This is a genomic window from Streptomyces sp. NPDC093260 (assembly GCF_040683715.1).
In the GTDB taxonomy this organism is placed as follows: Bacteria; Actinomycetota; Actinomycetes; order Streptomycetales; family Streptomycetaceae; genus Streptomyces; species Streptomyces sennicomposti.
In genome coordinates this window covers 33,842-47,784 of sequence record NZ_JBFBEK010000043.1, presented here as the reverse complement: position 1 = coordinate 47,784, position 13,943 = coordinate 33,842, and the positions used below count along the sequence as shown (strand labels likewise).

The window sequence follows — 13,943 nt, the reverse complement described above, 5'->3', positions numbered from 1 at the left end:
TTCCCTTTCCGGCGGTTCCGACTCTATCAGATCTTTTCTCGACCTGATCCCCGGTCAGCGGGGCCGTCTTCCCGGCCCGTTGGGCCGTTCCGACGTCTCAAACCTTAGCGGATCTTCTCGGCGATTCCTAATCGGCTCCTCGCGGATCCGTTCGGGATCGACGAACTCCATTCGAATTGAATTCGGGCACACCGAAATACAACCCGGCTGGGAGATCGTGCTGGTGGTTTGTTTGCCGCAGTGCGGCGGGAGGTGCCGCCGGAGAACCGTTACGGCTCGCTGGCAACCCGAAGAACCTTACGGATCGGGTAGAGGCGTGTCAAGCACCCCCTGTCAAGATCTTTTCAGTCGAGGTCGCTGAGCCGGCCGCCGGCGTCCGGCTGGGCGTCCTCCACCCGGCGCAGCAGCCTGGTCAGGACCTCGCCGAGCACCGTGCGCTCCGCGGGCGAGAGGTCCTGGAGCAGATCGCCCTCGAAGACCGTCGCCAGGCGCATGGCCTCCAGCCACTTCTCCCGGCCCTCGGGGGTCAGCTCCACGATGACGCGGACCCGGTTGTTCTCGTCCCGCTCCCGGGTGACCAGGCCCTCGCCGACCATGCGGTCGATGCGGTGGGTCATGGCGGCCGGGGTGAGGCCGAGCCGCTTGGCCAGTTCGCTCGGGCCCATGCGGTACGGGGCGCCGGAGAGGACGAGGGCCTTGAGGACCTCCCACTCGGCGTTGCTGATGCCGAGGGCGGCGGTCTGGCGTCCGTAGGCGACGTTCATCCGGCGGTTCAGACGGGACAGCGCCGAGACGATCTTCTCGACCTGGGGGTCGAGGTCCTGGAACTCGCGCTGGTAGGCGGCGATCTGCTCTTCGAGGGTCGGCTCGCTGCCGATGCCGGGGGTGTCGCCCATGTCCGCAGTATGGCACGGGGCCGCTTGGCGTCGAAGTCCTTCCAGGTGTACAGTTTAGCTTCGAAGTTTAGCTTCGAAGTCTTCAGTACTAACTACTGGAGCACCCCAAGTACCTACGTTCGTGAGAGATGAGAGAGGTGAACGTGACCAGGGCGATGGGCGCAGCGATGCGCCGGATCCACGTGGGCAACGCACTCAGCGCGTTCGGGCTCGGCTTCACCGTCCCCTACCTGTACGTCTATGTGGCGCAGGTGCGGGGTCTTGGAGCCATGACGGCGGGCTCGGTGCTCGCCGTCTTCGCCGTGGCCGCGCTGATCGTGCTGCCGTTCGCCGGCCGGGCGATCGTGCGGCGCGGCCCGCTGCCGGTCCTGCTCGCCGCCCTGGTCCTGGCCGCGTTGGGCGCGCTGAGCCTGGGGCTGGCGGGTGATGCCGCGACCGTGCTGGTGTCGGCGGCGGCGCTGGGCGCCGGGCAGGCCGTGATGCAGCCGGCGCTGGCCACGATGATCGTGGACTGCTCGTCGGCGGAGACGCGGTCGAGGGCGTTCGCGATGCAGTTCTTCCTGCAGAACCTGGGCCTGGGCGTCGGCGGTCTCATAGGCGGCCATCTGGTCGACACTTCCCGGGTGTCGTCCTTCACCCTGCTGTTCGCGATCGAGGCGACGGTGTTCCTGCTGCTGGCCGTGCTGATGGCGACGGTGCGGATGCCGCACGCGCCGCGCGTCGAGGAGGCTCCGGCCGGTTCGGCGGGCCGGGGCGCGTGGCGGCAGCTGCTGGGGAACCGGGCCATGGTGCAGCTGTGCGTGCTGGGCTTCGTGCTCTTCTTCGCGTGCTACGGCCAGTTCGAGTCGGGGCTGAGCGCGTACGGCGTGGAGGCCGCCGGGATATCGACGTCGACGCTGGGGACGGCGCTGGCGGCGAACACGCTGGTGATCGTGGTGGCGCAGTTCGCGGTGCTGAAGTTCGTCGAGCGCCGGCGGCGGTCCCGCGTCATCGCCGCGGTGGGCGTCATCTGGGCGGTCGCCTGGGCCGCGGCGGCGTACGCGGGGCTGGGGCACGGCAGCCAGGCGATGGCGACGGCTGCCTTCGTGTCGACGTACGCGCTGTTCGGGCTGGGCGAGGCGATGCTGTCGCCGACGCTGGCCCCGCTGGTGGCCGATCTGGCGCCGGCCGGCCTCGCGGGGCAGTACAACTCCGCGTTCGCCCTGGTGAAGCAGCTGGCGCTGGCGGTCGGTCCGGCGGTGGGCGGTCCGCTGGCGGCGGCGCTGCCGGGGCCGTATGTGGTGACGTTCCTGCTGTTCGCGCTGGGGGTCAGTGTGCTGGCGCTGCGGCTGGGGCGGGCGCTCACCAGGGCGCAGGACCATCCGTGGGCCGCGCGCAGCCGGGTGGTGGCGCGCGGTGGGGCGGCCGCGGAGCCGGTGGCCGCGGAGGCGTGATCCCTTCCGGGGGCTGCACGGCCTCCCGGCCCGCGCGTACGCGCACGGCGGCCGTCACCTGTGGGTGGCGGCCGCCTTCCGCGTTCCTACGCCGACTCCTGTTTCGCCGGCAGGAGGAACTCGCACCAGACCGCCTTTCCGCCGCCCGGGGTGCGGCGGGCGCCCCAGCCGGAGGCGATGGTGGCGACGATGGCGATGCCGCGGCCGGACTCGTCCACCGGTTCGGCGCGGCGGCGCCTGGGGAGGTGGTCGTCGCCGTCGGTGACCTCGATGATGAGGCGGCGGTCGGTGCGGCGCAGCCGCAGCCGCATCGGGGGCGTGCCGTGCTGGAGGGAGTTGGCGACGAGTTCGCTGGCCGCGAGGACGCCGAGGTCGTGCAGTTCGGCCGGGAAGCGCCAGCTGGTGAGGACGCCGGAGGCGAAGGCACGCGCGCGGGGGGCTGCCTCGACGCCGCCGAGCAGTTCGAGGGCGGCGTTGCGGAAGAGCTCGCCGTCGTGGCCGGTGCGGGCGGGGTGCTGGAGGACGAGGACGGCGACGTCGTCGTCGTGGTCGGCCTGGACGCCGGCCGAGCGGACGAGGCGGTCGCAGACGACCTGGGGGGTGCCGGTGGCGCCGGCCAGGGCGCGTTCCAGGGCGGTGATGCCCTCGTCGAGGTCTTCGTCCCGGCGTTCGACCAGGCCGTCGGTGTAGAGGACGGCGGTGGAGCCGGGGCCGAGCGGGACCGAGCCGGAGGAGTGCACCCAGCCGCCGGTGCCGAGCGGCGGGCCGGTGGGTTCGTCGGCGCGGACGACGGTGCCGTTCTCGTCGCGGACGAGGATCGGCAGATGGCCGGCGGAGGAGTACACGAGCCGGCCCTCGTTGGGATCGTGGACGGCGTAGACGCAGGTGGCGATCTGGTTGGCGTCGATCTCGGCGGCGAGACCGTCCAGGAGCTGGAGGATCTCGTGCGGCGGCAGGTCCATGCGGGCGTAGGCGCGGACGGCGGTGCGCAGCTGGCCCATGACGGCGGCGGCGCGCACGCCCCGGCCCATCACGTCGCCGATGACCAGGGCGGTACGGCCGCCGCCGAGGGTGATGACGTCGTACCAGTCGCCGCCGACGGCGGCCTCCGTGCCGCCCGGCTGGTAGGTGGCGGCGATGCGCAGGTCGTCGGGCTGTTCGAGGACCTGGGGCAGCAGGGAGCGCTGGAGGGTGACCGCGGTCTCGCGCTGGCGTCGCTCGCTGGCCCGCAGGCGTTCGGCGGCCTCGGCGTGGTCGGTGACGTCGGTGGCGAAGACCAGCACTCCGGGGCCGCCGGTGCGGTCGTCGGCGGCGGCTTCGCCGGCCGGGGTGCAGGTGAAGGTGTAGGAGCGGCCGTCGGTGGCCTTGCGGGACTTCAGGGTGCGGGGTCTGCCGCTGCGCAGGACCTGGTCGAGGAGTGGGAGCAGGCCGAGTGCGCGCAGTTCGGGCAGGGCGTCGCGGGCCGGTTCGCCGAGGGGGCGGGCGCCGAAGGCCGTCGTGTAGGCGCCGTTGACGTAGGCGAGGCGGTGGTCGGGGCCGTGCACGAGGGCGACGAGGGCCGGGACGCGGTCGAGCACCTCGCGGGCGGGGAGGGCGTCGACGGCGGGCGCGGGGTTCGCCGGGTCGGCCGGCTGGCCGGCGCGGGCCGCGGGGACGGAGCCGTCGGCGCGCCGCTCCGGGGGGGTGGCGAGGTCGGTCCGCGCTGCGGCGCGGCGCTGCGTTCCGGTGATGCCGGGGAGCCGGGCGCTCCAGCGCGTGAAGTTCACGGATCCTTGCCTCGTGTCTGGTCGTCTCGGGCCGGCTCCGGGCCCGGCCGTGGGGTGGGGGCCGCGCGGCGGAAGCGCGTGGTCGTGCCGCTCCGGTCGGGGCGGCGGGGCGGTCGTGCGGGGGCGGTGCCGGAGGGGCGGCGGTCGCTTCCGGCGGCTGCCGCTCCTCGGTCGGGGACAGTGTGGCAGTGCGGCCGCCGCGCGCCGACATCCGTTGGACGCCGGGGCGTGCCACGGAGTTCCTGGGTTCGGTCAGGACGACCCTTTCGGGTTGATGTTCGGGTCCAGGGGGTGTTTTCCACCGGCCGCGAGTTCGAATTCGGCCCGGGGGTGTTCCAGGGAGCCGAGGGAGACGATCTCCCGTTTGAAGAGTCCCGCCAGTGTCCATTCCGCCAGCACCCGGGCCTTGCGGTTGACGGTGGGGACGCGGCTGAGGTGGTAGGCGCGGTGCATGAACCAGGCCGGGTAGCCCTTCACCTTGCGCCCGTACACCTGTGCGACGCCCTTGTGCAGTCCCAGGGAGGCGACCGAGCCGGCGTACTTGTGCGCGTACGTCTCCAGCGGTTCGCCGCGCAGGGAGTGGGCGATGTTGTCGGCGAGGACCCGGGCCTGGCGGACCGCGTGCTGGGCGTTGGGCGCGGTGGCGCGGCCCGGTTCGGCGGCGGTGACGTCGGGGACGGCGGCGGCGTCGCCCGCGGCCCACGCGTGCTCGACGCCGTCCACGGTCAGCTCGGCGGTGCAGCGGAGCCGGCCGCGCTCGTCGCGGGGCAGGTCGGTGGCGGCGAGCAGGGGGTGCGGTTTGACGCCGGCGGTCCACACCAGCGTCCGGGTCGGGAAGCGCTGGCCGTCGCTGAGGACGGCGACGCGGTCGGCGCAGGACTCCAGACGCGTGTGCAGGAGGACCTGGATGTTGCGGCGGCGCAGTTCGGTGACGGTGTAGCGGCCCATCTCCTCGCCGACCTCGGGCAGGATGCGGTCCGAGGCCTCGACCAGGATCCACTTCATGTCGGCGGGCTTGATGTTGTGGTAGTACCGCGTGGCGTAGCGGGCCATGTCCTCCAGCTCGCCGAGCGCTTCCACGCCCGCGTAGCCGCCGCCGACGAAGACGAAGGTGAGGGCGGCGTCGCGGATCTCGGGGTCGCGGGTGGAGGAGGCGATGTCCATCTGTTCGATGACGTGGTTGCGCAGGCCGATGGCCTCCTCGACCGTCTTGAACCCGATGCCGTAGTCGATCAGGCCGGGGATGGGCAGGGTGCGCGAGACGGAGCCCGGGGCGAGCACGAGTTCGTCGTACGTCAGTTCCTCGCTGCCGCCGCTCTCCTCGGTGGCGAGGGTGGTGACGGTGGCGGTGCGGCGCGCGTGGTCGACGGCCGTCGCCTCGCCGACGACGACGCGGCACTGGTCGAGGACGCGGCGCAGCGGCACGACGACGTGCCGGGGGGAGATGGCGCCGGCGGCCGCCTCGGGCAGGAACGGCTGGTACGTCATATAGGGGTCGGGGGTGACGACCGTGATCTCGGCCGTGCCCCGCCTCAGCTCCCGTCTCAGCCGCTGCTGGAGGCGCAGGGCCGTGTACATCCCGACGTAGCCGCCGCCGACAACGAGAATGCGCGCACGTTCCTTCACCATCCCATGACGCACCCGTGACGGTCGTTTGTCCACAGGCCCGGCGATTCGCACGACGGCGGGCCGGTGCGCGCCGGGGTTGGCCGAATCAGCGCCGTGTAGGGGAGGAGCGCAGGTCAGCGAGGGTGGGAGGGGGGGCGCGGAGGGATGCAATCCGGGCGTTTGCGACCCGTAGTCCGATCGGGGGGCGCTCCGGGCGGAACCTGCCTCTTCTGAATTGACCCCCACTCAACTATGTTCGTGTCGACGGGGTGCAGGGGACGGGGGCGGACGAGTCCGCGGGATCTCACCGGATCTCGGGGACGGACTCGATCGTGTGCGATTCCCGCTTCAGCGCACCTCGCGTTCAGTGGCGGGGAGTCTCCGGGGGGAGACATCATCACCGGGGGAACATTCATGCACATTCAGGACACGCATTGGTCGACCGCGTCCGCCCTCACGACCGGCGGCGGCGCGATGGGCACGGCCACGGGCAGCCGCGGGGACGAGTCCCGGGCGGCGCGGACCACGCCGCTCAGGGTGGACGCGCAGCGCAACCTCGAGCATGTGCTCAGGGCGGCGCGCGAGGTCTTCGGCGAACTCGGTTACGGCGCGCCGATGGAGGACGTGGCGCGGCGCGCGCGGGTCGGCGTCGGCACGGTGTACCGGCGGTTCCCGAGCAAGGACGTGCTGGTGCGGCGGATAGCCGAGGAGGAGACCTCCCGGCTCACCGACCAGGCGCGGGCCGCGCTCGGCCAGGAGGACGACGCGTGGGCGGCGCTCTCGCGCTTCCTGCGCACCTCGGTCGCCTCCGGCGCGGGGCGGCTGCTGCCGCCGCAGGTGCTGCGGGTCGGGGTCGGCGAGGAGCACGCCGACGGCGCGGCCGGGCCGGACGGCGCCCGGTTGCCGCAGCAGCGGACCCAGCCGGGCGCGGGAGAGCTGCGGCTCGTGGCCGACGAGACCGGGGCGGCGCTCGCCGCCGACCCCGCGGTCGAGGACGCGGGAGTGGCGGCGCTGCTGGAGGTCGTCGGGCGGCTGGTCGAGCGGGCCCGCTCGGCGGGTGAACTGCGGGCGGGCGTCTCGGTGTCGGACGTCCTGCTGGTCATCGCGACGGCGGCGCCCTCGCTCCCCGACGCGGCCCAGCAGGCGGCCGCCTCGGCCCGCCTGCTGGACATCCTGCTGGAGGGGCTGCGCTCCCGGCCGGCGTGAGCGGCGGGGCGTCACGGCCGGCGGGCTGCGGTGCGGGGGCCGGGTGCGCGCGGGGCGACGACGGCCGTCGCCTGCCGCTCCGTCAGCGCCGTACGGAGAGCCGGCCTGCCCGCAGGGGACGTCGCCGAACGGGCGGTGCCGTCCCCGGACGGGTGACTGCGCTGCTCGATGGTTGACGCACGTCCACGGCGGGTGACTGCACTGCTCGACGGGTGACGCGCTTCCGCGGACGCACCCCGCGCAAGCGCGTCCCGTTCATCCGGCCGGAGCCCACGCACCCCCGCTCACCCCGCGGGAGGCGGCGCGCCCCACCCCAGCAGCCCGTACTCACCCGCGGGAGGCCGCCGCACCCCCGCGCGAGCACATCCCCCTCACCCGCCGGAGGTCAACGCACCGCCGCCCGAGGCCAGGGCGCCGCGTTGGGGGACGATGCCCGACGGGACCGCTCGGGCCCGGGCCGGGGTGCCGGTCCAGCACGTGCCCCTGCGGGCGAGCAGGCGGCGCAGCCACATCTCCAGGGAGACCAGGTCCGCCAGGCCGTCCAGGGGCAGCGGCTCGCCCTGGGCCGCCGCGCGCAGGGCCTTGCGGACCACCCGTGCCTCCACGAGGCCCGCCTCGGCGAGCAGCGGGGTGGCGAACAGGTCCATCAGCCCGTCCACGGCCACCCGCAGCCCCGCGCGGGCGGCGACGGCGGCTGGGGCGTGCGAGGGCGCGCCCCAGCCGGGCGGCAGTTCGCCGACCCCGGCACCCTCCAGGACGGTCCGCAGGATGGCCGCGCGGGCGCCCGGCTGGACGCGCAGGGCCTCCGGGAGGGCGCGGCAGGCGCGGACGACCTGGTTGTCGAGGAAGGGCGTGTGCAGCCGCTGGGAGCGGATCTCCGCAGCCTGCTCGAGGACGCGTACGTCCGCGGCGTGCCGCGCCAGGGCGGCCCGGGCGCGGTGGTCGCCCGGCCGCTGGCCCGGACCGGCGCCGGAGCGGGACGTCGCCCCCTGGAGGCGAACCGATACTTCAGCCAGCGCCTCGCCGGTCAGCCAGCGCGCGGCGGGACCGGGCCCGCCCCAGGTGAGCGCGGCCAGCGACGCCCCGACCGCGCCCGAGGGTTCGTCGAAACGGCGGTGCAGCAGCCGTTCGGCCAGGCTCTCCAGGCCGGCGCGGTACGGCATGCGGGCCAGTCGGCGGGCCGCGCCGTACACCCGCGCGGGCACCAGCACGGAGCCGTCGGCTCTGGTGAGCGCGGCGACGGGCCGCACGAGGTGGCGCCGCTTGCGGTCCATCAGGAGGTCGGCGAGGCGCGCGGGATGCGCGTCGAGCACCTGGCGGGCGCCGTAGCCGGTGAAGTGGTCGGCGCTGCCCGAGGCCAGCCGGGCGCGGTGCCGGGCCGCCAGGACCAGGGACGGTCCGGGCTCGTCGGTGAGCGGGCCGTCCAGGTCGGCGTAGGGCAGGACGTCCTCGCCGCCGGTGACGACCACGTGGTGCAGGCGCGGGTTGGCGGCGAGGGCGCCGGCGCGCTCCAGCTCGGCCTCGCGGCCGCCGACGGCGAGGTCGTTGAAGGTGACGGCCAGCAGGCGCTCGCCGGCGCCCGTGCCGTGGCCGAGGAGCGTGCCGGGGTTGCCCGGCAGGCCGGCCGCCAGCAGCGCGAGCGTGCCCGAGGCGGGGCCGCCGGACAGGTCCGCGCCGATGCCGGGCACCGGCATCCCGCGGGCCGCGCGCCGTTCGGCCGGGCCCATGCCGGGCACCGGGCCGGGGTCGATGTCGGGCACGTGCCGGGGCGCGGAGAGCCGGGCCCGGACGGCCTCGACCAGGGCGTCGCGCACCGCGTCGACGGCGCTGTCGGGGTCGGCCGGGGGCGCCGCGACGGCGAGGGAGGCGACCGGCTCGTACCCGGCGACCTCGCGCGCTCCGGCGCGCAGGATCAGCGCGTGGCCGGGCGGGATGCGCCGTACGCCCTCGTAGGGCGTGGAGTCGTGCAGCGCGGCCGGGACGTCGGGGGCGGCGAGCAGGGCGGCCAGGTGCGCGAAGTCGAGGTTGGCCTCGACCAGGTCGGCCAGCGGCAGCGCGGCCGTCGCGTAGGCCGTGCCGCCGGCCCACGGCGTGTGGAAGACCGGGCGCGCGCCCGCGAGATCGCCGCAGACGGTGATGCGGCGGCCCACCTGGACGACCGCCGTGTAGCTGCCGGGCCAGGCGGTCAGATGCCGCAGTGCGCCCCCGCGCGCCGCGAACAGGCCCACCCGCAGCTGTTCGTCGGAGGCGCCGCAGGTGCCGAGCACCGCGATCCTGGTCTGCGCGTCGGCCTGCACCACGCGGACCTCGTCGGGCCGCCAGTCGCCGACCGCCCACAGCGGGTCGGGATCGCCCCACAGGAGCTGGGAGCCCACCGGCTGCACGGTCTCGCCGTCGTATCCGGTGGCGCCGGCGGAACCGATCCGGTCGGCCCCCGCGGCGGCGCTGCTCCACCCCACCAACCACCGCATCGACGCCTCCACGGACCGCGGACAACCAGGTGCACCGTACGAACCGGTCACCATGCTGCCACGAAGGAGGCGTGCCGGAGGGGAGGCGGAGCCGCCTCGGGCACACGGTGCGCGCCCTGGCGCGCCGGCCGCGCCGATGGCGAACGGCCCTACGGCGCAAGGTCGTCGCGACCTGAATGCGCCCCCTGATGCGCTCCCCACAACACCCCGCGCGCCGTCAAGTGCCGTGGTGGGGACGGAAATCGACTGCAGGACGATGGGGCTATTTTCAGCCAAATCGGAGTTCGGCGAACAGGGGTGCGCACGCTCCGTACACGGCCGGCGCGGCCCGGCGGCAACGCACGGTCCGGGAGGCGGAGTTCGCCTCCCGGACCGGTCCGCCGCCCGCGGGGATGTAGGCGGCGGTGTCCCCCAGCCCACTGGATCCAGTACAGCGGGCCGACCCACGCCAAACCATGGAATCGCTCCCCCGGTGGCCGGAGTAGAGCGCACGCACGGGCGCACGGCCACACATCGGGAGCACGCCGCCACCCTGCGTGCAGACCCCGTACTCCCGTGCGGACCACAATCCCGCCATCCGGAAGAATGCCCCTTAACGCTTGGGATGCGGCGAACTACGCTGGGTTTACGAATGCCGCGTGGTTATGCCAGCGCGGCAGCCGTCTGTGTCGAGGGGTGGCGCATGTCCAGGGAGCAACGCGGGCCGAACGAGAAACTCGGCGCCGTTCTCGCCCTCGCGGGAATCAGCAACGCAGGGCTGGCACGGCGCGTCAACGACCTGGGCGCACAGCGCGGGTTGACTCTTCGCTACGACAAGACGTCCGTGGCGCGCTGGGTGTCGAAGGGGATGGTGCCCCAGGGCGCGGCCCCGCACCTCATCGCCGCCGCCATCGGCCAGAAGCTCGGCCGTCCGGTCCCGCTGCACGAGATCGGCCTGGCCGACGCGGACCCCGCACCCGAGGTCGGCCTCGCCTTCCCCCGGGACGTCGGCCAGGCGGTGAAGTCGGCGACCGAGCTGTACCGCCTCGACCTGGCCGGCCGCCGGGCCGGCACCGGCGGCATCTGGCAGTCGCTGGCCGGCTCGTTCGCCGTGACCGCGTACGCCACTCCCGCCTCCCGGTGGCTGATAACCCCGGCCGACAGCTCGGTGGCGCGCGAGGCGAACACGGCGGAGGGCTCGGGCGCGCCGATCAAAGTCGGCCACAGCGATGTGCGGAAGCTGCGCGAGGCCGCCGAGGACGCACGGCGTTGGGACTCCAAGTACGGAGGCGGCGACTGGCGTTCCTCGATGGTTCCCGAGTGCCTGCGGGTCGAGGCGGCCCCGCTGCTGCTCGGCTCGTACTCCGACGAGGTCGGCAGGGCCCTGTTCGGCGCGTCCGCCGAACTGACCCGGCTGGCCGGCTGGATGGCCTTCGACACCGGCCAGCAGGAGGCCGCGCAGCGCTACTACATCCAGGCGCTGCGCCTGGCCCGCGCGGCCGCCGACGTGCCCCTCGGGGGCTACGTCCTGGCGTCGATGTCCCTCCAGGCCACCTACCGCGGCTTCGGCGACGAGGGCGTCGACCTCGCGCAGGCAGCCCTGGAGCGCAACCGGGGCCTGGCCACGGCCCGCACCATGAGCTTCTTCCGCCTTGTGGAGGCACGCGCCCACGCGCGCGCGGGGGACGCCCAGGCGGCCGGCGCGGCCCTGAAGGCGGCCGAGGGCTGGCTGGAGCGCTCCCGCGAGGGCGACAACGACCCGAGCTGGCTCGGCTTCTACGGCTACGACCGGTTCGCCGCCGACGCCGCCGAGTGCTACCGCGACCTGAAGGCCCCCCGCCAGGTCCGCCGCTTCACCGAGCAGGCGCTGTCGAAGCCGACGGAGGAGTTCGTGCGCTCGCACGGCCTCAGGCTCGTCGTCTCCGCGGTCGCCGAGCTGGAGTCGGGCAACCTGGACGCGGCCTGCGAGCAGGGTGTGCGGGCGGTGGAGGTCGCCGGGCGGATCTCCTCGGCGCGCACCACGGAGTACGTCAAGGACCTCCTGCACCGGCTGGAGCCCTACGGCGACGAGCCCCGCGTGGCAGAGCTGCGCGAGCGCGCCCGGCCGCTGCTGGTGACCCCCGCCTAGGGCCGTCCGCCGTCGGGCCGGCTCCCGCCAGGTCGTCCGCCCGCGTACCGGAGTGCCCGCCCGAGACGGGCCCCGGACGGGCACTCCGGTGCGCGTCCGCCACCCGCTCCGGGAGCATTGTCAGTGGCACGGTGCACTATCGAAGCGGGAGGTGGAGCGGATGCGGCCGAGGATCGCTCACGACTGCGACGTGCTGGTGGTCGGCGGCGGGATCGTCGGGCTGTCGACGGCGTACGCGATCACGCGGGCCGCGCCCGGCACGCGGGTGACCGTGCTGGAGAAGGAGCCGGGCCCGGCCCGGCACCAGACGGGCCGCAACAGCGGCGTGATCCACAGCGGCATCTACTACCGGCCCGGCTCCCTGAAGGCGCGGTACGCGGTGCGGGGCGCGGCCGAGATGGTCAAGTTCTGCGCCGAGTACGGCGTCGCGCACGCCGTCACCGGCAAGCTGATCGTCGCGACCTCGCGCGAGGAGCTGCCCCGGCTGCACGCCCTGGTGCAGCGCGGCCGGGAGAACGGGATCCCGGTGCGCGAGCTGGGCGCCGCGCAGATCGCGGAGTACGAGCCGGAGGTGCGCGGACTGGCCGCGATCCAGGTGGGCACCACCGGGATCTGCGACTACACCGGCGTGGCCCGGCAGCTGGCCGCCGCCTCCGGCGCGGAGATCCGCTACGGGGCGCGGGTCGTCCAGGTGGACCGCCGCCCCGGGCTGGGCGTGGCCGTCCGCACGGCGCGCGGCGACGTCGTGCGCGGGCGGGTGCTGGTGAACTGCGCGGGGCTCCGGTGCGACGAGGTGGCACGGCTGACCGGGGACGACCCGGGGATGCGGATCGTGCCGTTCCGCGGGGAGTACTACGAGCTGGCGCGGCCGGAGCTGGTGCGGGGGCTGGTGTATCCGGTGCCGGACCCGGCGTTCCCGTTCCTCGGCGTGCACCTCACGCGCGGGATCGACGGCGGCGTGCACATCGGGCCCAACGCGGTGCCGGCGCTGGCGCGCGAGGGGTACGGCTGGGGGGTCGTCCGGCCGCGGGAGCTGGCCGGGACGCTCGGCTGGCCGGGGTCGTGGCGGATCGCCCGGCGGCACTGGCGGTACGGGGCGGGGGAGCTGCGGCGGTCGGTGTCCAAGGGGGCGTTCACACAGGCGGTGCGGAGGTTGCTGCCGGCGGTGGAGGAAGGCGATCTGGTGGCGGCGCCCGCGGGGGTGCGGGCGCAGGCCGTGTTGCGGGACGGGACGCTGGTGGACGACTTCCTGATCCGGGAGGGGGAGCGGGCGGTGCATGTGCTGAACGCTCCGTCGCCCGCGGCGACCGCTTCGCTGCCGATCGGGCGGGAGGTCGCCCGGAGGGCGCTGGGGGCGTTGGGGGAGGCGTGAGGTCCGCGGATGCGGGGGGCTCGTGGGGCTTGCGGGGAGGTGCGGGATGGTTGCGGGGTGTGCGGCTTCCGGGGTCAGCCGCCCTTACCCGTGCCGTCCCCGGTGGCTACGCCCCCAGACCCCAGCATCGGCCCGGCCCGCCTCGTCCTCGAGCGCCGGACGGGCTGGTGGCCGCGGACCGCTCTGGTAAGGGTGCGGCTGGCCGTAAAATTGGGGCACTGTGTCTGAGTCCTTGAATCTCTCCCCCGCTCATCCGTCCGTGCCCGAGGGCGACGGAGTCGTTCGGCACGGTCGGGCCAAGGGGGAGCCCCGGTTTCCCGACGGGCCCAAGGCCGATCCGGCCGGGTCGCACTTCGAGCGGCGGATCCGGAGTTTCCAGCCCCGGCGCAGCCGGGTCACCGCCGGACAGGCGGAGGCGCTCCAGCGGCTGTGGCCCCAGTGGGGGCTCGACATCGACGGGCAGCGGATCCTCGACCTCGCCGAGCTGTTCGGCGACGACCGTCCCGTCGTGCTGGAGATCGGGTTCGGGATGGGCGAGGCCACCGCGCGGATGGCGGCCGCCGATCCCGGCACCAACGTGCTCGCCGTGGACGTCCACACCCCCGGCCAGGGCAATCTGCTCGCCCTCGCCGAGCGGCACGGGCTGACGAACGTCCGGGTCGCCAACGGGGACGCGATCATCCTGCTGCGCGAGATGCTCACCCCCGACTCCCTCGACGGCCTGCGGGTCTACTTCCCTGACCCCTGGCCCAAGAAGCGGCACCACAAGCGGCGGCTGATCCAGCCCGAGTTCCTGACGCTGGCCGCCGCCCGGCTGCGCCCAGGGGCGGTCGTCCACTGCGCGACCGACTGGGAGCCGTATGCCGAACAGATGCTCGACGTGCTGACCGCGCACCCCGGCTTCGAGAACACCCGCGGCGACGGCGGCTTCGCGCCCCGCCCCGACTTCCGCCCCCTGACGCGCTTCGAGAGCCAGGGCCTGGAGAAGGGGCACGTGGTGAACGACCTGCTCTTCCGCCGCGTACCCCACGACGGCCGGCGCGGCTAGCCGCGGGACGCTCAGGACCACACAGGTCGCACGACT

The 13,943-nt window shown here is 74.4% G+C and carries 9 protein-coding genes; 5 read left to right on the top strand and 4 right to left on the bottom strand.

Translation table 11 applies throughout. From position 1 onward, the window contains the following. Window positions 1-344: 344 nt before the first annotated feature. Window positions 345-896: a MarR family transcriptional regulator gene (locus AB0N63_RS34005; RefSeq protein ID WP_365535429.1), complete on the bottom strand. Its 552-nt coding sequence runs from the start codon at window positions 894-896 to the stop codon at window positions 345-347. A 167-nt stretch (window positions 897-1,063) separates the two neighbouring features. Here AB0N63_RS34005 and AB0N63_RS34000 point away from each other — a divergent pair, with 167 nt between their 5' ends. After that, window positions 1,064-2,329 carry an MFS transporter gene (locus AB0N63_RS34000; protein ID WP_365535432.1) on the top strand — a complete coding sequence of 422 codons (1,266 nt, stop codon included), beginning with the start codon at window positions 1,064-1,066 and terminating at the stop codon, window positions 2,327-2,329. Between the two features lie 86 nt (window positions 2,330-2,415). Here the strand turns inward: AB0N63_RS34000 and AB0N63_RS33995 are convergent, their stop codons facing one another. Together AB0N63_RS33995 and AB0N63_RS33990 are read right to left on the bottom strand one after the other, a co-directional pair. Continuing rightward, a complete protein-coding gene (locus AB0N63_RS33995) occupies window positions 2,416-4,095 on the bottom strand; it encodes a SpoIIE family protein phosphatase (RefSeq protein WP_365535427.1) in 1,680 nt (559 codons plus the stop codon). Between the two features lie 252 nt (window positions 4,096-4,347). Next, the gene (locus AB0N63_RS33990) at window positions 4,348-5,724 is read right to left on the bottom strand and encodes an NAD(P)/FAD-dependent oxidoreductase (RefSeq protein WP_365535424.1); all 1,377 of its coding nucleotides are present in this window, start codon (window positions 5,722-5,724) and stop codon (window positions 4,348-4,350) included. 393 nt (window positions 5,725-6,117) lie between these two features. Between AB0N63_RS33990 and AB0N63_RS33985 the strand changes: the two genes are divergently transcribed. Further along, a complete protein-coding gene (locus AB0N63_RS33985; RefSeq protein WP_365535421.1) occupies window positions 6,118-6,909 on the top strand; it encodes a helix-turn-helix domain-containing protein in 792 nt (263 codons plus the stop codon). Window positions 6,910-7,280: 371 nt separating this feature from the next. Here the strand turns inward: AB0N63_RS33985 and AB0N63_RS33980 are convergent, their stop codons facing one another. Then, a complete protein-coding gene (locus AB0N63_RS33980) occupies window positions 7,281-9,380 on the bottom strand; it encodes an asparagine synthase-related protein (protein ID WP_365535418.1) in 2,100 nt (699 codons plus the stop codon). A gap of 682 nt (window positions 9,381-10,062) precedes the next feature. Here AB0N63_RS33980 and AB0N63_RS33975 point away from each other — a divergent pair. The 3 genes from AB0N63_RS33975 to trmB all read left to right on the top strand — a co-directional run bounded on the left by AB0N63_RS33975 (window position 10,063) and on the right by trmB (window position 13,907). After that, on the top strand, window positions 10,063-11,487 hold the full coding sequence (locus tag AB0N63_RS33975) for a hypothetical protein (RefSeq protein ID WP_009189412.1): 1,425 nt from the start codon (window positions 10,063-10,065) through the stop codon (window positions 11,485-11,487). A 160-nt stretch (window positions 11,488-11,647) separates the two neighbouring features. Beyond that, window positions 11,648-12,859: an L-2-hydroxyglutarate oxidase gene (gene lhgO, locus AB0N63_RS33970; protein ID WP_365535416.1), complete on the top strand. Its 1,212-nt coding sequence runs from the start codon at window positions 11,648-11,650 to the stop codon at window positions 12,857-12,859. 220 nt (window positions 12,860-13,079) lie between these two features. Beyond that, entirely contained in the window at window positions 13,080-13,907 is an 828-nt protein-coding gene (trmB, locus tag AB0N63_RS33965; protein WP_365535414.1) for a tRNA (guanosine(46)-N7)-methyltransferase TrmB, read from the top strand. The last annotated feature ends 36 nt before the right edge of the window (window positions 13,908-13,943 follow it).

Excerpts from the sequence above, each read along its gene's own strand:
- AB0N63_RS34005 (WP_365535429.1), bottom strand. The coding sequence starts at position 896 with ATGGGCGACACCCCCGGCATCGGCAGCGAGCCGACCCTCGAAGAGCAG.
- AB0N63_RS34000 (WP_365535432.1), top strand. The coding sequence starts at position 1,064 with ATGCGCCGGATCCACGTGGGCAACGCACTCAGCGCGTTCGGGCTCGGC.
- AB0N63_RS33990 (WP_365535424.1), bottom strand. The coding sequence starts at position 5,724 with ATGGTGAAGGAACGTGCGCGCATTCTCGTTGTCGGCGGCGGCTACGTC.
- AB0N63_RS33985 (WP_365535421.1), top strand. The coding sequence starts at position 6,118 with ATGCACATTCAGGACACGCATTGGTCGACCGCGTCCGCCCTCACGACC.
- AB0N63_RS33980 (WP_365535418.1), bottom strand. The coding sequence starts at position 9,380 with ATGCGGTGGTTGGTGGGGTGGAGCAGCGCCGCCGCGGGGGCCGACCGG.
- AB0N63_RS33975 (WP_009189412.1), top strand. The coding sequence starts at position 10,063 with ATGTCCAGGGAGCAACGCGGGCCGAACGAGAAACTCGGCGCCGTTCTC.
- lhgO (WP_365535416.1), top strand. The coding sequence starts at position 11,648 with ATGCGGCCGAGGATCGCTCACGACTGCGACGTGCTGGTGGTCGGCGGC.